19 protein-coding genes are annotated in these 20691 nt (G+C 59.9%); 5 read left to right on the forward strand and 14 right to left on the reverse strand.

Annotation, left to right across the window (positions count from 1 at the left end; all coding sequences use genetic code 11):
* Positions 1-14: 14 nt before the first annotated feature.
* Genes FHR98_RS00455 through FHR98_RS00465 form a run of 3 tightly spaced genes read left to right on the forward strand, consistent with a single transcriptional unit; the run spans position 15 to position 2162 of the window.
* The gene (locus FHR98_RS00455) at positions 15-521 is read left to right on the forward strand and encodes a cupin domain-containing protein (protein ID WP_183414643.1); all 507 of its coding nucleotides are present in this window, start codon (positions 15-17) and stop codon (positions 519-521) included.
* Positions 522-537: 16 nt separating this feature from the next.
* Positions 538-1329: an alpha/beta fold hydrolase gene (locus tag FHR98_RS00460; RefSeq protein ID WP_183414644.1), complete on the forward strand. Its 792-nt coding sequence runs from the start codon at positions 538-540 to the stop codon at positions 1327-1329.
* A gap of 32 nt (positions 1330-1361) precedes the next feature.
* A complete protein-coding gene (locus FHR98_RS00465) occupies positions 1362-2162 on the forward strand; it encodes an aspartate dehydrogenase (protein ID WP_221205658.1) in 801 nt (266 codons plus the stop codon).
* Between the two features lie 12 nt (positions 2163-2174).
* On the opposite strand, the gene FHR98_RS00470 is transcribed toward FHR98_RS00465, so the two are convergent.
* The 9 genes from FHR98_RS00470 to FHR98_RS00510 all read right to left on the reverse strand — a co-directional run bounded on the left by FHR98_RS00470 (position 2175) and on the right by FHR98_RS00510 (position 11899).
* On the reverse strand, positions 2175-2816 hold the full coding sequence (locus tag FHR98_RS00470) for a TetR/AcrR family transcriptional regulator (RefSeq protein WP_183414645.1): 642 nt from the start codon (positions 2814-2816) through the stop codon (positions 2175-2177).
* 64 nt (positions 2817-2880) lie between these two features.
* Positions 2881-4203: a TRAP transporter large permease gene (locus FHR98_RS00475; RefSeq protein ID WP_183414646.1), complete on the reverse strand. Its 1323-nt coding sequence runs from the start codon at positions 4201-4203 to the stop codon at positions 2881-2883.
* Positions 4200-4712, reverse strand: a complete 513-nt coding sequence (locus FHR98_RS00480; RefSeq protein WP_183414647.1) for a TRAP transporter small permease subunit — start codon at positions 4710-4712, stop codon at positions 4200-4202. The genes FHR98_RS00475 and FHR98_RS00480 overlap by 4 nt, the downstream gene beginning before the upstream one ends.
* Positions 4713-4794: 82 nt before the next feature.
* Positions 4795-5868 (reverse strand): TRAP transporter substrate-binding protein DctP, encoded by a 1074-nt coding sequence (dctP, locus tag FHR98_RS00485; protein WP_183414648.1) that lies wholly within the window; start codon positions 5866-5868, stop codon positions 4795-4797.
* Positions 5869-6008: 140 nt separating this feature from the next.
* Entirely contained in the window at positions 6009-7766 is a 1758-nt protein-coding gene (locus FHR98_RS00490) for an oxidoreductase (protein ID WP_183414649.1), read from the reverse strand.
* A 19-nt stretch (positions 7767-7785) separates the two neighbouring features.
* Positions 7786-8751 (reverse strand): dihydrodipicolinate synthase family protein, encoded by a 966-nt coding sequence (locus FHR98_RS00495; RefSeq protein ID WP_183414650.1) that lies wholly within the window; start codon positions 8749-8751, stop codon positions 7786-7788.
* Between the two features lie 74 nt (positions 8752-8825).
* Complete coding sequence (locus FHR98_RS00500) at positions 8826-9596, reverse strand: SDR family NAD(P)-dependent oxidoreductase (protein WP_183414651.1); 771 nt, start codon at positions 9594-9596, stop codon at positions 8826-8828.
* 46 nt (positions 9597-9642) lie between these two features.
* Positions 9643-11121, reverse strand: coding sequence for an FAD-dependent oxidoreductase (locus FHR98_RS00505; protein ID WP_183414652.1), 1479 nt, complete (start codon positions 11119-11121; stop codon positions 9643-9645).
* A 10-nt stretch (positions 11122-11131) separates the two neighbouring features.
* The gene (locus FHR98_RS00510) at positions 11132-11899 is read right to left on the reverse strand and encodes an SDR family oxidoreductase (protein WP_183414653.1); all 768 of its coding nucleotides are present in this window, start codon (positions 11897-11899) and stop codon (positions 11132-11134) included.
* Between the two features lie 178 nt (positions 11900-12077).
* Between FHR98_RS00510 and FHR98_RS00515 the strand changes: the two genes are divergently transcribed.
* Complete coding sequence (locus tag FHR98_RS00515) at positions 12078-13226, forward strand: DUF3095 domain-containing protein (protein WP_183414654.1); 1149 nt, start codon at positions 12078-12080, stop codon at positions 13224-13226.
* Here the strand turns inward: FHR98_RS00515 and FHR98_RS00520 are convergent.
* The 3 genes from FHR98_RS00520 to FHR98_RS00530 all read right to left on the reverse strand — a co-directional run bounded on the left by FHR98_RS00520 (position 13223) and on the right by FHR98_RS00530 (position 17484).
* The gene (locus FHR98_RS00520) at positions 13223-14866 is read right to left on the reverse strand and encodes a mucoidy inhibitor MuiA family protein (RefSeq protein ID WP_183414655.1); all 1644 of its coding nucleotides are present in this window, start codon (positions 14864-14866) and stop codon (positions 13223-13225) included. The two genes, FHR98_RS00515 and FHR98_RS00520, sit on opposite strands and share 4 nt — an antisense overlap.
* Before the next feature lie 203 nt (positions 14867-15069).
* A complete protein-coding gene (locus FHR98_RS00525; protein ID WP_183414656.1) occupies positions 15070-16080 on the reverse strand; it encodes a hypothetical protein in 1011 nt (336 codons plus the stop codon).
* A 258-nt stretch (positions 16081-16338) separates the two neighbouring features.
* Entirely contained in the window at positions 16339-17484 is a 1146-nt protein-coding gene (locus tag FHR98_RS00530) for a TIGR03032 family protein (RefSeq protein WP_183414657.1), read from the reverse strand.
* Between the two features lie 140 nt (positions 17485-17624).
* On the opposite strand from FHR98_RS00530, the gene FHR98_RS00535 reads away from it, so the two are divergent.
* The gene (locus FHR98_RS00535) at positions 17625-18857 is read left to right on the forward strand and encodes a cytochrome P450 (RefSeq protein WP_183414658.1); all 1233 of its coding nucleotides are present in this window, start codon (positions 17625-17627) and stop codon (positions 18855-18857) included.
* A gap of 15 nt (positions 18858-18872) precedes the next feature.
* Here FHR98_RS00535 and FHR98_RS00540 read toward each other — a convergent pair whose 3' ends face one another.
* Together FHR98_RS00540 and FHR98_RS00545 are read right to left on the reverse strand one after the other, a co-directional pair.
* Positions 18873-19139 carry an acyl carrier protein gene (locus tag FHR98_RS00540; protein ID WP_183414659.1) on the reverse strand — a complete coding sequence of 89 codons (267 nt, stop codon included), beginning with the start codon at positions 19137-19139 and terminating at the stop codon, positions 18873-18875.
* 41 nt (positions 19140-19180) lie between these two features.
* Complete coding sequence (locus FHR98_RS00545; protein WP_183414660.1) at positions 19181-20638, reverse strand: class I adenylate-forming enzyme family protein; 1458 nt, start codon at positions 20636-20638, stop codon at positions 19181-19183.
* Positions 20639-20691 lie beyond the last annotated feature (53 nt).

A 20691-nucleotide genomic window follows, 5' to 3' on the forward strand; every position in this document is an offset into this window, starting at 1 on the left:
CGAAGGAGTAAGATATGAGCAATCCTCAGAAAGCGGATCCGACCAAAGGCCCGGCAATCTGCGTGCAGCCGGACGAGGGCCAAAGCTGGTGGCAGCCGGAACCGGCCAACGGCTACGGCGAAGTGCGCATCTCGCGCCGCAACGTTCCCGGACTGAACCTTGCTTCCGGTATTCAAGTAATCGCGCCGGGCGGGTTCATCCGCGATCATCAGCACCCCGATCACCAAGAAATTCTTTTCTTTTACGAGGGCACGGGCGTCGTTGAACTGGACGGGGAGCCGCATCCGGTACAGCCGGGTACGACCTTTTACCTGACGTCCTACCGTCGCCATAAGATCATGAACACCGGTACGAGCGATTTGAAGATGTTCTGGACCATCATGCCCGGTGGGTTGGAGGACTTCTTCGAGCAGATCGGACGCCCCCGTACGCCCGGTGAACCGGCCCCCGAGCCATTCGCTCGTCCGGAAGATGTCGAGAAGATCGAGGTAGATTCCATTTTTGCGCCGATCCGCAAGTAGCCGGCGGCAACGAACAATGCCGCTGTTCACGCTATCCGACGGCCAGGAGCTATATTACGAGACGAGAGGCGAAGGCCCGCCCCTCGTTCTCGTACCTGGCCTTGGCGGCGTGGCCGGTTTCTGGGACAAAGTTGGGCCGACGCTGGCACAGCAATTCACCGTTATCTTGCATGATCACCGTGGCTGTGGGCGAAGCAGTCATGTCCCGGGACGCTTCTCCGTGGACCAGATGGCGGACGACCTTCACCAATTGCTCCAATTTCTGGGTATCGAGCGCGCTGCCTTTTTGGGCCATTCGACCGGCGGCGCCATCGCCCAAACCCTGGCGATCACGCAGCCGGGGTTGGTGGAACGCATGGTCCTTAGCGCTACCTGGTGCGGCCCGGAAGCTTATGTCACCAACCTGTTCGGCAACCGCAAAGCTGTCTTAATGGCTGGCGGTCTCGGCCTTTATCAGAAGACCAGCGCGTTTTTCCTGCGCCCCCCTGGTTACTGGCACGACCATGGACCAGAACTCGACGCCCTGGGAGCAAATGCGACTCATGATGCTGTGGAGGTGGAGATCCTGGCGGCACGGCTCGATGCGCTCATCGCGTTCGACCGCCGGAGCCAGCTTGGTACGATCACCCAGCCGACACTGGCGATTTGCGCCCGCGACGACATGGTGACGCCACCGGCCCTATCGCAGGAGATCGTTGCGGGGATCGATGGCGCAGACTTCATCGAATTGAGCTATGGGGGGCACTTCACTCCCCTCGTCGTTCCCACCGCCTTCCTGGACGCAAGCATACCGTTCCTGCGGCATTAACCGACTCATCGAGAATGGGACAGACCTAAGCCATGAAAAGCTTCTCACTCGGCATGATCGGGTTCGGCGCAATAGGCCGCAGCCTCGTGGATCGTCTGAACAAAGACACGGACGGGCTTGACCTCACCATCACGGCATTGGTTCGCCACGCGCCTGAATCACAGGGCCTTTCCAACCTTACTTTCGTAACAGACGTTGAGGCGCTGCTCCGGAGCAAGCCTGAGCTGGTTGTCGAATGCGCCAGCCAGGAAGCGCTGGCGCAGCATGGACCGGCCGTGCTGACGGCGGGCGTTGATCTTGTCGCCGCATCGATCGGCGCTCTTTCCCAACCGGGGTTCGAGCAGCGCCTTGAGTCAGCCGCACGGAAAGGCGCGGCGCGATTGTTCCTGCCGGCCGGGGCGGTCGCAGGAATCGATGGCCTGACCGCCGCCAAACTGGCGGGCCTTACCCAAGTGACCTATGTATCGCGCAAGCCGCCAAACGCTTGGAAGGGGACGCACGCCGAGACTCTCTGCGATCTCGACAGCCTTAAAGACGAGACTCTGCTGTTTGAAGGGACTGCGCGAGAAGGTAGCCGCCTGTTTCCCAAGAACGCCAATGTGGCGGCAACGGTTGCACTTGCCGGTCTTGGACTGGACGATACCCGCATAAAGGTGATCGCCGATCCAAAGGTAGATAGAAACTGCCATGAAGTGGAGGCCGAGGGCGCTTTTGGAACGCTCGCCTTGCGCCTTGCAAACTTCCCCAGCCCGGACAACCCCAAGACTTCTTTTCTGACGATCCTCAGCCTGGAACGCACGGTGCGTAACCGCTGGTCACGCATCGTCATTTGATCCGCTTGGCGATTAATTGTTGCTGAGCTTCAGCGTCCGCTCCGGGTCATTGGCTTCTGGATTGATGCCGTAAGCGTGGTTCACGATCCGCGCGAAGGCAAGATAGAGTTCTTCCAGCCGCGCAAAGCTGCCCGCGTCTTGCGTAATCGGTCCGGCGCTGTTTGCGATGCTGACAATCTGCAAAGCCAAGTCATCGACGGGCGCATTGGCTTTTAATTCACCCTTCTTCTTCGCCAGAATGATCGCCGCGCGCACATGCGACTCAATGGCGGGCCCAAAATCCTGCAGCGCTTCGCGCGCCTTGGCCGTCAAGAGGTCCTGATCACTGCGCATGCGCGCAATCAAGCTCCATGGATGCCCGGTTTTCCCAGTTGGGTTGTAATGGATGTAGCGTTGGTGGTTGTACCCCATGGTTTGGCGAATCTTTTCGTTGAGCGAGGCATTCTCATTCAACCAAATGTCGCGGAACTGCTCCTCGGTGCCGGCAACGTAATCGCAAACAACCTCTTCGACCAACTGCTCCTTGGTACGGAAGTGGTAGTGGATGTTGGCCCGGGTTCGACTGAGCCGCTCCGCGATATGCCCAAACCTAAAGCCGCGGTAGCCATGCAGCACCAACAGTTCGGTCGCGACGTCCTTTATCCTATCACGCATCTATGTCCCCCGATTTCCACCCCCCGGGGCTATATAGCGCAAGGTGGCCGGAATGTCCCATTTTCTATCTGAAACCATAGAGCTGCTCGGGCAGCCACGTTGCGAGCTCGGGAAACGCTATAACAAATCCCAAGGTCACCAGTTGCAATAAAATGAATGGGATAACCCCTCGATACATATGCATCAAGGTGATTTCCGGAGGCGCTATTGCCCGCAGGTAGAAGATGGCAGGAGCCATGGGTGGCGTCAGGTAGCTGGTCTGTAACACGACCAGGAACATGATGCTGAACCAGAGCGGGTCTATTCCATAGGAAATCACCAAGGGAACTGCGATCGGTATTATGATTAGCACCACCGAGATCAATTCCAGGACAAATCCCGCCAAGAAGGTCAACACAAAGATCAGCGATACCGCCGGCCAACCGTGCAGGCCATACTCGGCCAGCAGTTTCTGGACTGTCACCATACCGCCGGATGCGAAGAACACCCCGGCGAACATGCTGCCGCCCAAGACGATCAGCAGAATCATCGCAGTGATTGATAAGGTTCTGTAGAGCGCCTGGATAAGCACCGAAATCGTAATCCGGCGATAACAGATGCCCATGACCAAACTTCCAAAGGCACCGCATGCAGCAGCCTCCGTCGGGGTCGCCCAGCCCAAGAGAATCGTTCCCAGAACCGAGAAGATCAGAACCACCGGCGGCAAAAGCGCAACTGCCGTGATACGCAGTTTCTCAAGGAGCGGCATCGTGTCTTCGGATTCTGGCTCGCGCGGCGCCATCTCTGGCTTCAACCAGCAAAGTACGATCACATAGGTGAAGAACAGGCCGGACATGATAAGGCCCGGAAATAAAATCCCTGCAAAAAGGTCGCCGACCGGTAGGTCCGCCACCGGGGCCAGAACGACAACTGTGATGGAAGGTGGGATCACCGTGCCAAGCGATCCGCCAGCGCAAATCGTGCCCGAGATCAGACGCTTGTCATAGGCGTACTTGAGCATTGGCGGCACCGCCAGCATGCCGACGACCGTTTCGGTTGCTCCGGCAACCCCGCTGGCTGCGGCGAACACCGTACACATGATGATTGCGCCGACCGATAGACCACCGGGCAGCCGCTTGGTCCATATATGGATGGCATCGAACAAACGGTCGGCGATACCAGACCGTTCCAACAGCGCGCCCATGAAAATGAACAGGGGTACTGCGCCCAGAACGTAGTTCGACGCGACATCATCGACTTTCGAAATGAATTGGAAGACCGCCGCATCGCCAAACCGGATCAAGCCAAAGACCAAGGCTACCGACATGAGGCAAAAAGCAATCGGGAATCCCGTCAGGACCAGCACCATCAGTGCTGGGAACATCATAAGTCCAAGATACTCAGTCATACGTCGGTTCCGAATTCTTCGCCCCGAAGGAGCGCACAGATGGATTTCCCGATCTCGGCAAAGCTTTGCAGCGTCAAGATCACGAAACCGGCGACAAACAGGGTTCGGTAGGGCCAGATCACCGGGTTCCAGGCAGACTGGCCTGATAGCTCATGCCCCTCGTAGGCTTTCACCATGTAGCCGAACAACGCATAAGTGAGCCAAAGCAGGCAGGGTATAAGCAGCAGGAAGCCAAGCAGATTGACAATGGCCTTCGCGCGAACCCCCATGCTCAGATAGAAAAGATCGACCGAGACATGCGCCTTTTCCTTCAAGGCGTAGGCCATACCCAGCATAAAGATCGAGCCCATCATCATGTAGGCCAATTCATAGGCCCAGAAGGTCGGCGCCGAGAACAGGTAGCGGCTCAAGACCTCATAGACCATCGACCCAACCAAGGGCAAAAGCAAAAACGCGCCCACGGCAGCAGCGACATCCGTCACGGCTTCTATTTTACGGATCCAATACATAGCAAACCCCGGCCCAACAGAGAGGTTCATTGATTATAGCGAAACGGGGCGGCTCTCGTGAAGCCGCCCCGTGCCGGATTGCTTAGTTGTTGCCGATCGGCAGACGGAACTTCTGCCAGTCGCCAACCTTCTTCTGGAAAGCGCTCTGATGTTCGTAAGCGCGCTTGAACCAATCGTTCTCCTTGGCCTGCTGAGCAGCCCAAGCGTCGGAAGCCTCTTTCGCCGCAGAGATGAAGGAGGGATCGAGCACGACCATCTCGTTCTCACCTGCCTGCTGGAAGAAGGCAAATCCGTCGATGTCATCCTTGGCATAGGCCAGGAAGGTGTTGAGCGTCATCAGACGGCCCGCGACCTCGATCATGTTCTGGTCATGCTCGGACAACTTGGCCCAGGCGTCCTTGTTGAACATGCATTCGTGCGCGCCGGAGGGCTGGTGCACGCCGGGAGTCACGATGTACTTGGCAACCTTGTGGAAACCCGCGGAGGTGTTGATACCGGGACCACCCCACTCAATGCCGTCAACGACCTTACGCTCCAAGGCGCTGAACACTTCCGAACCCGGCATGATGACCGTAGAAGCGCCCATGTTGGCAGCGATCTCCGCCCAAGCGCCGGAGGTACGCACCTTCATGCCCTGATAATCCTCAAGGGTGCGGACCGGCTTATGCGAGTGCAGGAAAATTTCGGTCTCAAGAACGCCGCACGGAATAGCGACAACGTCCGACAGCTCCATGCGCCACTCTTTCCAGAGTTCCGCGCCACCTTCGTTGTAGAGCCACAACAGATACTCTTCCGGGGTCAAACCGCCGGCCCAACCGCCGAAGATGACGCCGGTGCGATCAATACCCCAGTCATATGCGGGCCAGTTGTGACCAACCTCGGCTACACCCGTCTGCACCGACTCAGTGACTTTCAATGCACTGCCCAGCGTACCCGCGGGGAAGACATTGATCTTCACGCGACCTTCGGTAAGCGTTTCAACCAGTTCTGCAAACTGCTTGGCGCCGACATCGATCCAGTGACCGCCGGACCAAGGTGTCGCCATGCTCCACTCGACGGGTTCGGCCTTGCTGACGGCCGGTAGCATCGCAACGCCAAATGCAAAGGCCGTGCCCAACGCAACGGCCTTGATGGACTTCTTGAAGTTGGAAAGCATATTGATCTCCCTAAATTTTCCCACATTCCCCTCGATCAAACGGTGTTGTCCCGCCTTGAGCGATCCGAGAGAATACTTACTTACATGTAAGTAGTCTAGTCAAACATATGCGCCTTATGCAAATTCTTGACTCCCTGGCGTCAGGCGCTCACCCCCAGGGCAGCCTCGAAAGCGTTGCGAATAGCCTCTTTGCTTTTACCGGGGGACTTCGCATCGCCAATGACTTCCACAGTCACCCCTAGCTTGCGTACGGTCGACAACAGGCTCTCCTGACGACGCCGTGCCTTATAATAGAACCAATGACGGAAGCGTTCACTCTCCGCCAGCTGCCGAAGCGGGGTCTTTCGCAGCAAACCGGATGCAAGCAGACCGGACACCAATCCGCCCAAGCCCCAGCGATAGGTAGCCCCGGACGCCACCACGATGCGGTCATAACCGGCAAGCTGCGCCAGGTCCTTCAGAGGGTTCACGCCGTAGCGCCTCTCAACGCCCGACTGATCGCAGATTTCCTCCAGCGAACGAATGAAGGCTGCAAAGCTGTAGGCTTCCGGTCGCACGTTCTGGAACAGCGGTGCGGCGCTTACCCGATTGAAGGAGCCACCTGCGCTTGGCGTCCTCTCGAATAACGTAACCTGGTTTCGCGTTCCAGCCAGTCCGGCATAGGTCAAACCTGCCGGTCCGGCACCTATAACCGCGATCCTTTCATTTCTGGGGCCACCGTCGTCCTGGTAACCCTGCTCACGCCCGGTCGTCGGGTTGACCAGACAGTGCAAGGGGTGTCCGGCCCGCATTTCGTCAACGCAGGTGTTGCAACCCAAGCAGGTCCGGATCGGCTTGCCCGAGCCGACCTTCGCTACCCAATCCGGATCGGCCAACAGTGGGCGCCCCAGCGCCACGAAATCCGCACACCCTTCTTCCAGCGCTCTTGCTGCCACTTCGGGATCGCCCAGCCTTCCAACCGCGATAACCGGCACCGGCACGGCCTCCCGAATCATCTTGGCAAACTTGAGAAAGGGTCCATACCCCATGTCCATCGGCGGGATCATGACAGCGGCCGAAGGTTGCGATCGGTAGTGTCCGCCGGTGACGTGGATGGCATCTGCGCCCGCTGCCGCCGCCCAGACGGATACCTGCAGAGCTTCTTCCGCAGGCATGCCCGCTGGGAAATAGTCGTCGCCGTTCAGACGGAAAATCAGCGCCATCTCCGGTCGGCGCTCCTTGCAGGCGCGAACGATCTCAAGCGCGAAGCGGGCTCTGTTCTCCAGGGAGCCCCCATAGTCATCGTCTCGCCTGTTCTCCGCCGGGCAAAGAAACTGCGAAACAAGGTAGCCGTGCGCAGCATGGATCTCAGCTGCATCGAAACCTGCATCCGCGGCACGTGCGAAGGCGGCCGCAAAAGCGGAAACGCATTCGGTAATCCGCGCCGGGCTCATTTCCTGCGGGATAATGGTTTCCAGGTGTCCTTCGAAAACCGGGTGAGGGATCGCCGATGGCGCAACCGGGTCCTCACCGCAGATATCACGCCGCGTGTGGCCGCCGCCGTGGCCGAGCTGAATGGCGGCCTTGGCACCCGCATCATGAATTGCGGCGGCCAGGCGCTTGAGACCCGGCAGAAACCGGTCGTCATAGATGCCCAGTTCATTGAAGCGGTGCCGCCCGGCTTTTTCGGGCGACGCCATCTCCACGGTGACGAGACCGACACCGCCGACTGCCCGGGCGCGGTAATAGGCGAGGCTGCCTTCCGTGACAAAACCATCCGGATCGGCCGCGCGCGTTGTCATCGAGGGCATCACCACACGATTGGGCAACCGAACGCCACCGATCCGACCGGGCTCGAACAGCAAAGCCCGACCCGCCTTTTTGTCACCTTGCAGGAGCACTGCCGGCTCTCCGTTCAAGCTAATTTTTCCGCAGCTTTTATTCTGCGACGCTGCGCGCAGCGCCGCGGTTCAACAGGCCGGACTCTTCCAGAGCCGCCCGAAGGCGGTCCAGTTCTTGCTGATGCAGCTTCATCAGGGGCGGCCGCATGACGGCCTGCTCCAGACGCCCGAGCATCACGAGGCATTCCTTCATGCGATTGTGCATATCCACGAAAGGCGCCGCGTAGAAAGCCTGAACCAACGGATAGATGCGGTCGTTGAGTGCTTGTGCCGCCGGCAAGTCGCCCCCCTTGATCGCCCGAAAGAGCGCGACCTGCAGGTCGGCGATGACACTTCCCGCACCAGACAGCAGCCCGTTTGCGCCCATGGTCAACGACGCCATCAACCAAGCGCTGTGCGTCGTCAGGACGTTGACCGGCCGATCCAACGACTGGAAGGTCCGGATATGCCGCTCGTGCAACATGGGATCGTTGCACCAGTCCTTGATGGCGCGGACCGTCGGCACCTCCTCGAACAACTGCAACAAGGACTCATAGGGGTAGGCTAGCCCCGAGGAAACCGGATAACGGAAGGCGATGATCGGCAGATCGGTTGCCTCGGCAATCATCTTGAAGTGTGTCAGGATCGATTCCGGACGCTCCACGCCGCCCATACCCAGGCTCTGCGGCGGGAACACCAGCAAACAGGAAGCGCCGGCGGCATCGGACATCTTGGCGATTCGCGCCGCCTCATGGCTGCCGTCCGCATAAACACCATTCACCAGCGGCACCTTATCCCCGACCTCCTCGAGCGAAATCTCGAGAATTCGCTTCTGCTCTTCGAAAGTGCAGGCATGTACTTCCGATGCATGGCCGTTGACCGTTGCGGCTGCGACACCCTCGACCAGGGCACAGTCCGCCAGATGACGGCGCGTGCTCTTCTCATCGATCGAGTAGTCTTCGTTGAGCGCCAACAAAGTCGCCGGAATCACCCCCTTGGGTTCAAAGTCCTTGAAGCGTCCCATCGTGCAATCTCCTTTCGTACCTCATTATCGCATACTCGCGCGTGCAGCCCGAGTGGCATGGGTCATCGACCCAATCAATTCATCCAAAGACCGCCCGTCACGTTGATGGCCTGCCCCGTCATATAGGCGGCTTCATCGGAAGCAAGGAAAGCGACGACCCGCGCAATATCATCGGGCAGGCCCGTACGTCCCAAGGGGATGGTGTGCAAGCGCTGGTTGGCGAGCGGCAGGCCGCGACGCGCCAGGTCTTCCTCGGCCTCTTCACGCATCTTGGTGTCGACGATCAACCCCGGGCAAACGGAGTTGACCCGGATTCCCTTACCGGCTAACTCGTGGGCCAGGCTCTGTGTCAGGGCAACAACGGCAAACTTGCTGGCGCAGTAGGCCCCGTAGCTGGCCACACCCTTTTTGCCCATCCAGGACGACATGTTAACGACATTGCCGTGCCCCTGAGCGACCATATGCGGAACCACGGCACGCGTGCAGTGGAAAATGCCATCGACGTTGATACGCCAAGTGTCAGCCCAGTCTTTCTCGCTCATCTCAAGCAACTGGCCCATGCGCAGGATACCGGCATTATTGACCAACAGATCAACGCCACCCAGCGTCTCGACCAGCGTTTTCATGCCTGCCTCGACCGAGGTCTTGTCACCGACATCGCCGGTCACCGCGGCCGCCTTGCATCCCAAGTCCCGGATTTTGGCGGCGGTTGCCTCCGCACCCGTGCCGTCGACGTCGAAAAGCCCGACATCACAGCCCTCCTGGCCCAACCGCAGCGCGATGGAACGCCCGATGCCCGCCGCACCGCCGGTGATAACGACCTTCTTGCCTTTCAGTTCGTACATGAGCCTTCTTTCTCCCTCATCGGCCTTTCCGGCCAGCTAGTGCTTGTCAAACGACAGTCTGGAATGCGGCGGAGCGCCCTGCGATGCGACCCGAGGTTACAGCCCACCCAAGATGATGCCCGTGACCTTCGAGCAGCAGGCCGCCCTGCCCCGTGGATCCGGCCGCAAAAAGCCCCGTTATGGGAGAGCCGTCGCCACGCAGTACCTGCAGTGTTTTGTCGACCTTCAATCCGCCTTCCGTGAAGCAGATCCAGGATTTCAGGGGCCCCAATAGATAGAATGGACCCTCCGAGAGCGGCGCCCGTCCGCTGTCTCTTGCTTCCGCGTTGGCCTGGTCCAGGGTTTCCTGGAGAGCTTTTGCGGGCAGATTTACCTTCGCCGCAAGCGCTGCAACGGTTGCCGCCTTGAAGCAGATGTCCTTTCGGTTGCGCTGATAGTCAGGCAGGTAAGCGTAGGCCACGCCTGGCGCCGTCGAGATGTAATGCGGCCAGGCCGTGAACTTGCGCGCCATCGCGTCGTCCATCAGGATATAGGCCGTTCTGCCGGGCTGGGCGGAGACCTTGTGTTGCGGTCCGTCCCGCTCGTCACAGAAACGTTTCCCCTCGCTATTGACCAGCAGTGCGCCTTCCTTGAATAGCCCGTGCGAAGGCGCCAGAAAGGTTGTCACGAAAGACATCAGGAAGGGACGCAGAATAGGTTGCGGCAAATTCTTGATCGCCCAGTTCACTAGGCGTGCAAAGGGGCGGATCGGCGGAATTCGCGTGATGATGCTGGGCTTCGGCGGCGCGATGAAGCGCATCTCCGGGCCCCAGGCCAGATCGGGATTGAGCACTTCGCTGCCGGCGTCACGTCCCAGACGCTGTCCGTCACCGGTACTGGTGGTATTGATTCCCTCAACATCGCACAGCGCTTCCGGCAGGAACTCCGATTTCAGCGCACCATCCGCCGAACTGTAGTCGCCGCTGGCTAAAACGACCCCGCGGCGCGCTTTGATCTCCGTTCCGTCAGCCAGCCGAACACCCGTGACACGATCTCCATCGCGCAGCAGTTCAACGACCGGGGCGTTGGTTCTTATCTCCACCCCTTCCCGACGGCAGTGCTTGACCAGCCGGTAAATATAACCGCGCGAATGCGGGACAATATTGTGGAGCCGCGGATAGCGATGGGGCGGCTCTGGAACCGGCCCCATGAATTCAATGCCGAGGTCCATCAAGAAACGGAAGGCTTCGGGTACGTTCTCAACGTAAAGCCGCCGCAAATCAAGATTGTCGCGCGGCTCCAGCGCCCCGGCGAACTTACCCATGTCCTCGAAATGCTCATCGGGCGAATCACTGATGCCCGCCGCTTTTTGCTGTGGCGTGGAGTTGCAAGAGATCGAGCCCACCGACAAGCCGGTAGTCCCGCCAAGCGCGGGGTTTTTTTCCAACAGCACGACCTCGCGGCCCAGGCGGCCCGCCGTCAGTGCCGCCGTGAGTCCGGAACCACCGCCGCCGACAACGACCACATCGAAGGTGTTTTTTGGCATGATGTCGGCCTTACTTCGCCGTCCAGCCACCGTCCACCAGCATGGTGGAACCCGTGCAGAACGAGGCCTCGTCGCTCGCCAGGAACAGAATCGCGTTGGCGATCTCCTGCGGCTGGCCGAGGCGGTTCATCACTTGGCGAGCCTCCAGCTTGGCGCGCAGCTGTGCCGCATCCGGGCTCTTGGCAAAAATCTCGTTGAAGTATGGCGATTCAATGGTGCCCGGCGCAACACAGTTCACCCGGATGCCAGCAGCGACATGGTCGATCGCCATGGCTCGGGTCAAGGAGGCTACCGCGCCCTTCGTGGCGCAGTAGGCCGCACGGTCGGGAATGCCGACCTTGGCCGTGGTCGAGGCTGTGTTGACAATCACGCCGCCGCCCTGTTTCTCCATCACCGGCACGGCATACTTACAGCCGAGGAAGACGCCCTTGACGTTCACCGCCATGATAGCGTCCCAATCTTCCTCGCTGGTTTCCACCACGTTGCCCGCGATCCCGTAACCAGCGTTGTTTACCAGGATGTCCAGACGTCCGTGCCGCTGCACGACACCGTCTATCATGGCCCTGACTTCATCGGACTTGGCGACATTCACACTACAGGATTCCGCCGTTCCGCCAGCCGCGCGCACTTCGGCTGCTACTGCTTCGGCGGCTTCGGCGTTCTTGTCCGCCGCAATCACCACCGCGCCCTCACGTGCAAAGGTCAAGGCCGTGCGATGGCCGATTCCAGAGCCTGCACCGGTAATAATGGCAATTTTGTCCTGCAAGCGTCCCGGCATGGCGGATCCTTTCAAAAGGCGGCTAATGTGGTTCTAGTGGCAATACTGACTTACATGTAAGTATAATCTCGCGACTCAAAAACCGTCAAGTGGCAACGTGGTTTTGCCATCGTCAAAATTCGCACCATCTTACCTAGGGAGAAGCCGTGCATACTGCGGGACGATAGCGGGAGATTCCATGTTCAGCTTCGAGGAGATCAAGCCCTTCACCGACTTCCGGCAGCTTTGCGACGGAAAGGTCTATACCGCTCTGCCCGACGACTGGGTGCTCGGTCTGACGGATGTGGTCGATTCGACCGGCGCCATTGCGGCAGGGCGTTATAAAGCCGTTAACATGGCTGGTGCGGCCGCCATATCGGCGGCCATGAACGCCCTGTCGGGGAAAAGTTTTCCCTATTCCTTTGGCGGTGATGGCGCCCTGATCGCGGTGCCGGGAGACGACGCCGAGGCCTTGGCTGCCGCCCTGCGGGGTACGCGCCATTGGGTAGAACAGAAACTGGGCCTGGAACTGCGCGCCGCTCTGGTACCTGTATCGGAGGTCCGCCTGAGCGGGCACCAGGTCGCGGTTGCGCGCTTCGCCCCCTCTGACGCCGTCAGTTATGCCATGTTTTCGGGTGGCGGCGCGGACTGGGCGGCCGAGGCGATGAAGGTCGGCCGTTTTCATCTGAGCCGGGAAGACGATCCAACCTTTGCGGATTTGACCGGCCTTTCCTGTCGTTGGGCGCCATCGCCCAGCCGCAAGGGTGTGATCCTCTCGTTGATCGTCAAGAAGCAACCCGAAGCCGCTTGGGAGGAATTCTCGGTCGCCGTGGACAGGCTGCTGACTCTGGTGAACAAGCTTGAGCGCGACGGCCACCCTATTCCGGCGACAGGCGCGCAGTTCGCCTGGCCGCCCCGCGGTGTGACGTTGGAGGCGCTGACCTCGGAGGAAGGCAGTCTCGCGGCGCGAAAAATCCGACTGTGGCTCGTCGGCTGCCTCGCGTGGATACTAGGGCGCACCGGATGGAATCTCGGTGAATTCGACCCGACCGTCTATCGCCGCTACACCATGATGAACTCCGATTATCGGAAGTTCGAGGACGGGCTGCGCATGACCCTGGACTGCAGCCCGGAAACCCAGGCAGAGATTGACGTGCTGCTTGGCCGGGAGCGTGACCGAGGCATCCTGCAGTTCGGACAGCATACGCAGGATGCGGCGATCATGACCTGCATCGTTCCCTCGATTTACACCAACCGTCATTTCCACTTTCTGGACGGCATCGACGGCGGTTACACCGCGGCGGCCCGGAACCTGGACCGAGCCGCCCATTCGGCGGGCAACGCCTAAAGACCGACGACCGCCATGTTTTCCGGGAAGCGGATGCTGTAACCGAATCGCAGGTCCTTCACTTCGCCGGGTTCCGCATTCCAGCGCCAGGCAAGCACGCCCTTGCGCTCTTCCACATCGAATTCGCTGGGCGTGGTGCTTTCGTCCAACAACGCCACCTCGATCTCCTCGTGGCGGGAAACCGGCAACTGATCGAGCACCGATATCGCAATGGGCCGGGCGTGATGGTTCTGCACCTTTATTGCGTAGAGCCTGCTTTCCTTGCGGTCATTGGCGATGATCCCGGCGCTCGCAACCTCGCCGGTCACCAGCCGGTACTCGACGGCGATGCGATCATCCAGCCCGAAGGCGATCTCGCGGGTTTCGGAAGGGCGTAACAGCCCGAAACTCTGGCGCCCGACGAAGGCGCCGTCCCGGTAGATCGAGACTTCACCCGGAAGCAGCGGCGCGTCGCCGTCGTAGTCCAGTTCGCCCACCAGATAGGCAACCGGCGAGACCTTCGGCATGATCTTGGCACTCAGCGCCACCTCGAAGCCCCGTTCCTCCAGGCGCAGCTTGTGGGCCGCACCGTCGGCGGGCAAGGTGGCCCGGCCCGGCACCCGCCATTCGGCGGCGAACTCGCTGGCGACAATCTGTGCTTCCCAGCCAGCGCCGGCGGCATCCGCCAGCTCATTCTTACGCAAAGATTCCGACTCAGCCGCCGGTGCCTCGGCCAGTTTGTCCTGTGCCATGGACGCGCGGCGGCGCGGATCGTATAGGTCGAGGAACCAGGGGCCCAGATTTGGCAAAGCGCCCATCTGGCGCGGTCGCGTGGTCGAAAGCGTCAGCGCCACCTGCGACCAATCCTCGCCGCTGTTCTGGGTCACCTCAGCAAGCTGGGTCAGCGCCAGCTTACCCTCGCTGGTGTCGAGGCGCGCATCATAGAGCGGCCGCCACTGGGCCGCCTGTACCTGATAGGAAAGGTTGATCTCGGCCGATCCGGCCTCACTGGCCTCCAGCGCCAGGACCAGACTGTAGGTCTCCCGGCCCGGCGTTTGCAGGGCCGCCAGTTCCTGTTGCGTCGTCTCCAGCCGACGGATCAAGCCGCGCAGAGCCTTGCGGGCCTCGCGCTGGCGGGCGTAGGCCGCTTCGGACCCCTCGCCGATCAGGGTCAGCATCTGCCGCCAATGATCCGCCGAACGCGGCGCGGTGGTTTCTGCATCCTCGCTGCTGGCGGCAGCATCGATCAACGCGCCGACCAGATCGAGCTGCCGGTCGGCGACCCGCAAGCGGTCCTCCAGCATCGTCCTTTCGTCCTGCAGCGCCTCGATCTCGGCCTCCAGGCGGCGCACCTCGGCGCGCGGCGCAAGCGTGCTGTAGGCAAGGCGGCTCTCGACCGAGGCGATCCGCAGCCCGCCGTTCGTCGTGGCGACGCGGATGCTGCCGGGGTCAAGGGCGGCGGTCAGGCCCGATAGCTCCAACGTATCCGATCCGACCGACATGGCCAGCGCCAGGCGGCGCTCGATACGCGCACCCTGCGGATAAACCGTGACCGAATCGATGGGGGCCTGGCTGAGTTCAATGGCCATCTTGGCATCCGCCACGAAGGGCGTTGCCACGGCCATGAAAAATGCGGCGCTGAAAATCCTGGTGGTCTGCATGACGGCGTCTCCCTGAAACTCCCCCGGCACCGCAACTCCTGTTGCGACAAGAAGAGGGTCTTATGGGAATCCGTCAGCAAAAAGGCCCGTATGGGGCCAAAATAGGGCCGGTTCGTCTATGCGATTGAAGCAACGAGTACCACCCCCGCCGTCGGACGGGGGTGGTTGTAGATTCTAGGACCTACCCTTTCTGGACCAAAGGCTCAGAGTAGAGGACCACAGCTATTGCTGAGCAGAGCGCCCGCTTCGTCCACGGTCGCGGTGCAGAGTGACCCGGAACTGCCCAAGCCGTCGACGGCTAAATCGACATCAAGCTCACTGCCAATAAAAGTCACACCACTGCCACAAAAAACCGTTGCGTTTTCCGGTGTCACCAACCTTGAATCTCTGACAATCACGCGGCTGCTACTACAAAAAATCAGCTCGGCATCGAAACCCACGATCTGTAGGTCCGATACACGCCCGACGCCACCGTTTTTTCGGAGAGTGTGTGGAAACAGAGTACTGTTATCCCCCACACCATCATTCTGGATCGTCGCCTGCCGCAACTCGCTGTTGTCCGCAAGGATCACAATTGCGGAAACGTCGCTGGTGTTTATGCCACGGATCAAGGTCACGTTCTGGCCCGAGCCCTCAACATCGACGAAGGATTTCATCACCACCGCATTGCCACCGCAGTCGAAGTCTCCAGGGCCCACCCTGACCAGATAGCCATTGCTGACCGAAGCATCGGTGATTCCAGCGATCGCATTACGCAGCGCCGTGCAGTTCTCCGTCGCCGTGCCATCGGCGCCCACGACGACGACGTTGACCGGTTCCAGCTTGCCCACGACCTCCGCGTTCAAATCCTCCAGCAAAACGGCGCCGTTGTTGATCTTGTTGCTGGTGATCGAGTTGGTGGCCAGCGTCGAGGTGTTGATCGAACCCGGTATGAGTTTCAACGGGCTGATGGTGCCGTTCGCGATCTTGGCGCCGGTGACGGCCCCGCCGGAGATCTTATTGCCGGTGATCGAGGTATTGGCGATGGTCGTGGTGTTGATCGAACCGGGGATCAGGTCCTGCGGACCCAGCGAGCCATCTTGAACGTCCGTCGAATCCACGCAGCCGTTGCAAACCAGATCCGTGGCCAGTTGGGCTTGCGCCCGATCCACGGCTGCTAGGCCAACACCGAGACTGACGACAAGAGCTACAGTGAGAAAAAATCCAAAACGCATATCCGCCTCCCTTTGTATTTTTCTTTGTAGAATTATAAAGAAGGAGACGCTTTATTACGAAAATTAATATTAAAATTGATTTAATATTACAATATTAAGACATTCCGGAGGATTCTTGACACGTGGGTTCAGGTTACATGCTGGATTTCGGGTGTGCGCTGTTCGGCCTGCAGTAAAGTAGCTAGACACGAATCAGCGAAACACCCTCTGAATCTACACACCGGATGGCGCGCACTCCCTCGTCGAAACCATTGGAGGTTAGCCGGTTGTGTTTTTGCCGACACGCACGAGGCGCGCAATTTCCTTACCCTGTAATCCGACAAGCAGCGGCTGCCGCACGCCGGGCAGGAAGGCCACGTCGTAAAGCTCTTCCACCGACCCGGTGATCTGGAGTTTGTGGACCACTTCCTTGGTCGCGATATTGATGACGTAGACCGCGCACTCCGGGTCACAGGCGCGCTTTTTCAACTCGTCATCGAGCGGTAATCCGGTGAAGACCTTGTTGCGCGGCTTGGAGACACCGACCAGTGCCACGTTGTTGGCAAGGCGAAGCCCGCGAACAAAGCCCGGGCACCAAACCATGCGCTTGAACTCACCGTTCTTGCGATCAATCCAGCCCATCCAGCCGGTGCCGGCCTCGGTTATCCAAAGGCGTCCTTCATGCAGGCGCGGCGAATGCGGCATCGCCAACCCCTTGGCGATGACCTCGTTGGTCCGCACATCGATGACCTGGCCGCCATCGGCGCGATGCTCACGCCACGCGCCCTGCTTATTGGTCGGCGCGATGACCGTGACATAGGCAAGCTCACCCTTCTCAAGGCAGAAGCCGTTCAGGTGGCAGCGATCCTCGCCAACAATCTTGTCGATGAAGGGGGGCTTCCAAATCGGGGCGAAATTGCCGCTGTTCTCCAGCTCGGCAACGCAGTTGTACCCGGTGACGACCGCCAACAATCGCCCCTGGTTGTCGATCGCGACGTCATGCACATCGACCGCGCCGGTCACGTGGGATTTGCGCGGCAGGAAAACATGGTCCCAGCCCTCGTAAATGGCGCCCCGTTCCAACCCATTCTGGAACCGCCACACCTGCGCCGCACTGGACAGCAGGAACCCGTCGTTGGTTAGGTTGAGCGCCATGGCCTGACCGAAGTCGCGATCCGAGACGACCAACTTGCCTTCCCGTCCCGGGGCCAGCAACACAAGCTTCCCGGCCTCGTAGGTCGTGAAAGCAATGGAAGCGCCGACACGGCTCAACCATTGATGCAAATGCGCGGAGGTCGTGAGATGCCAGGGCTTGACCGGCTCCTTGTTGGAACTATCGCCAACCAGCAACACGGACTCGTTGCTTGATTTGTTCTCGTCAGCCTTTGAATCAACCACCTTATCCGTTGTCGCGCCGTCGGCCATAAGCCCCCCGATTCTTCGATTTCACGTTCAATTACCGCACCAAGTTGTAATCTAGAACAATCAAGCCTTGAAGGCCAATCTCAGCCTATGGTCTTTTAATCAGGAAATTCTGGCCACCCGCGAACTTTTTTGGATCCATCATGCAAAGTATACGCCAGCAAAAGACGGACAAATCCGAGGAGGCGCTTGCGTTCCTCAACGGGCTCACGTCCGAAATATTTGACCTGGCGGACAAGCAATCGGGGGCGCAGGACCTTTGCGACTTGAGATCCTTGATCACACTCGACGATGCGGAGCTCATTCACGAAGCAGCCATGAATTCCGACGCCTTTATCAAGGAGTACAACCTCCTCAAGCTTCTTGGGCGCAATCGCTTCAATACGAACGGTCGGGAGTGGGAGATTCGGCGCGGGCTGACTCAGAAGTTCTTCTCCCAGGCCGGGCGCAGCAGCAATCGCGCGCGCGTTCACAGAACCTATGCGCGCCGCCTTGAGGAAATCGTGGACCCGGACCGACCCTGGAGCCTGTTCGACGCCCTTCAGACCGGCGCCATCGACATTTTCTTCAAATCGTTGAACGTAGAGATGGATATGGCAGGCTCGCGGAGGTTGATGTCGAGCTTTCGCAGCCTCTCACGATATCTACAGTATTTTTCCTGGCGACCCGACCGCCTGGAAAACCCGGCGGCGCTGGAGGCCGCGGCCAGACAACTCGACAACAATGTACGCATGATTGCCGAAGCGGCGCCCGGCGTGACGCTCCTGATGAGCGCGTTCGAAGAGCAGGTTGGCGATAGCATTGCCAACTTCGTCGGACGCCATGAGTTCTTCATGGCCTTCCTCGCTGGAATCGAGACCACGGTATCCAGCCTCTCGTGGGTTGCCCATGAGCTGGCCCGCCGACCGGCATTGCAGGAGGAGCTTGCCAACGGCCTGGGCAGTGAAAAGGGTGACGATAGAGCCTTGGCTTTCGCCCATGAAACAATGCGCATGAGGCCGCCCCTACCGTTCGTCACCCGCGCCACGTCCAGGCAAGTCGACCTTGGTGGAATGGCGATCGATCCGGGCCACACGATCGTATTTTCGATTGCCGGTCTTCATCGAAAAGAACGCTATTGGACCGACCCGCTGCGGTTTTGGCCGGATCGGCCGGAGTTCACCGAGAAAACCGTGAACCGAAAGGCGTTCATCCCCTTTTTCGCGGGACCCCGAAAATGCGGCGGCGCGCGCCTGGCCATGTTGGAAGTTGAGGAGGCAACGAAGGTGATGCTGGAGCAGCTACGCCTGGAGATGCCCGACCGCGACCCGCCCTTCGATTATGCATTGACGCTGCGGCCAACGGGCTGGGATGACATCACCATGACCCGCCGATAGACGGCGCAAGTAGGCTCACCAGCTAGGAATGCGACCTTCCGGCAGCGTCCCGTCCTTAAGCAGCGCTGCGATATCTTCAAGATTCCGAATGGCCACGACCCAGGCTGCGGGTAGCTGCTTGCCAAGACGTTCTTCGATAGCCAGGAGCAGCCGCATATGCCCGAGGCTATCCCATTCCTGGGTTTCACCGACCTGGATATCATCCGCCAGCTCTTCTGGTGCCACGTTGAGCGCTTCTGCCAAAAAGGCTTTGGCGGCCACTATCTGATTCTTACTCTTCAAGGCATCGTTCTCCTCTTGCCGCAGCCTCGGTCACTCCTGTGCTACCCCTTTGAGGCAAGGCAGGCTTCCCGCACGATATCGCGATTGATCTTACCCCGGTCGGTTTTCGGGATCTCTCCGACAACGAACCACCGCTCCGGGATGCATTCCTGACGGATATAATCGGTGCACCAGCGCTTGAGAATCTGGGGCGTGGCCTCCGCCGCGTCACCCAGGCGCACGGCCACCGCAACCGTCTCGCCGCTGATAGGGTCCGGCAGGCCAAACGCACAGGCCTCCAGAACGTCCGGGTGCCGTTCCAACAACAGGTCTATCTCCTCTGGCAGGACTTTCATGCCCGCGCGATTGATCTCGTTCTTACGGCGGCCAACCAATTGAACGACACCATCTTCGTCGATCCGACCATGATCGCCCGTTCGGTACCACCCATCCTGGATTACCTCGGCAGTCAGGTCCGGACGCTTGTAGTACCCCACCATCAAGGATGGCGTCTTCAACAAGACCTCACCTTCCCCGACCTTCAAGACCTCTCCCTCGGCGCTCAAAACGGCGGCTTCTCCGCCCCACATGCTGCCAACCAAGCCATCCCGATGCTGTCCAGCCTCCGGTCCCGCGCCCGCCGTCCAGTTGGCTGTTTCAGTCAGGCCATAGAGGTTCCAGACCGCGGCGCCGCCGGTCCAGGTTTCGATGGCTTGCCACAGGTCGGCGGCGAGCGGCGCCGAACCGACGTGTACGCGTTTCAAGCTTGCCCTCACGGGTGGCGGCCCGGCCCGCAGGGCAACCTTCCAGAAGGACGGAACCGAACTCATGAAGGTCACCGCCTCGGCATCGATGTGAGACGCAAGGCGCGCTGCGCCGTCAACGCCGGGATTACAATACAAAAGCAGCCGACATCCCGCCGCCAACGGCGTCAGGCAGTTGCCGATCAAGCCATGCCCGAAGTGCGTGGGCAAAACGCAAAGGCTGTGCTTTAGCTCGTCGACGCTCAGATGCTCGAGGTTGAGGCGAAGCCGTGCGCGCAGGGTCGCCGCGCTATGGACGACACCCTTGGGTGTGCCCGTTGTACCGGAAGTAAAGAGAATCAGGGCCGGCCAATCCTCATCGGGCAAAAGATCCGTCTCCGCCACGGGGTCCGCTGTGATCCCGGTATCACTCCATAGGTCCAGCAGTGGCACGCCGCCGATCTCGCTAGAGCCCTCCTCCAACGGCGTGCGGCTCATTACCTTCGGCTCCACGAAAGCAAGCACGTGCTCTACTTCATTGCGCGTCAAGGAAGGGTTCGTACAGACCGCCGTGGCGCGGAGTGACCAGACCGCGAAAAGCTCCGAAAAAAACCGCGCCGTGCCACCGTGTCCGATCACAACGTTGTCGCCGGCGCCCACCCCGGCGGCCTGGAACCCCGCGCGGCATCGGGCCATGCCGGCGCGCAAGTCATCGGCTGTCCAGACTTCACCGCTGCGTACGTCTTTGATCTCACCTAGGGAACGACTGAGCAGCATGGGTTACCGAACCTCGACTTTGGTATTTTGGAGACAAGACAAACGGAGAAAAG

Origin of the sequence: Limibacillus halophilus, assembly GCF_014191775.1 — a bacterium.
Classification (GTDB): Bacteria; Pseudomonadota; Alphaproteobacteria; order Kiloniellales; family CECT-8803; genus Limibacillus; species Limibacillus halophilus.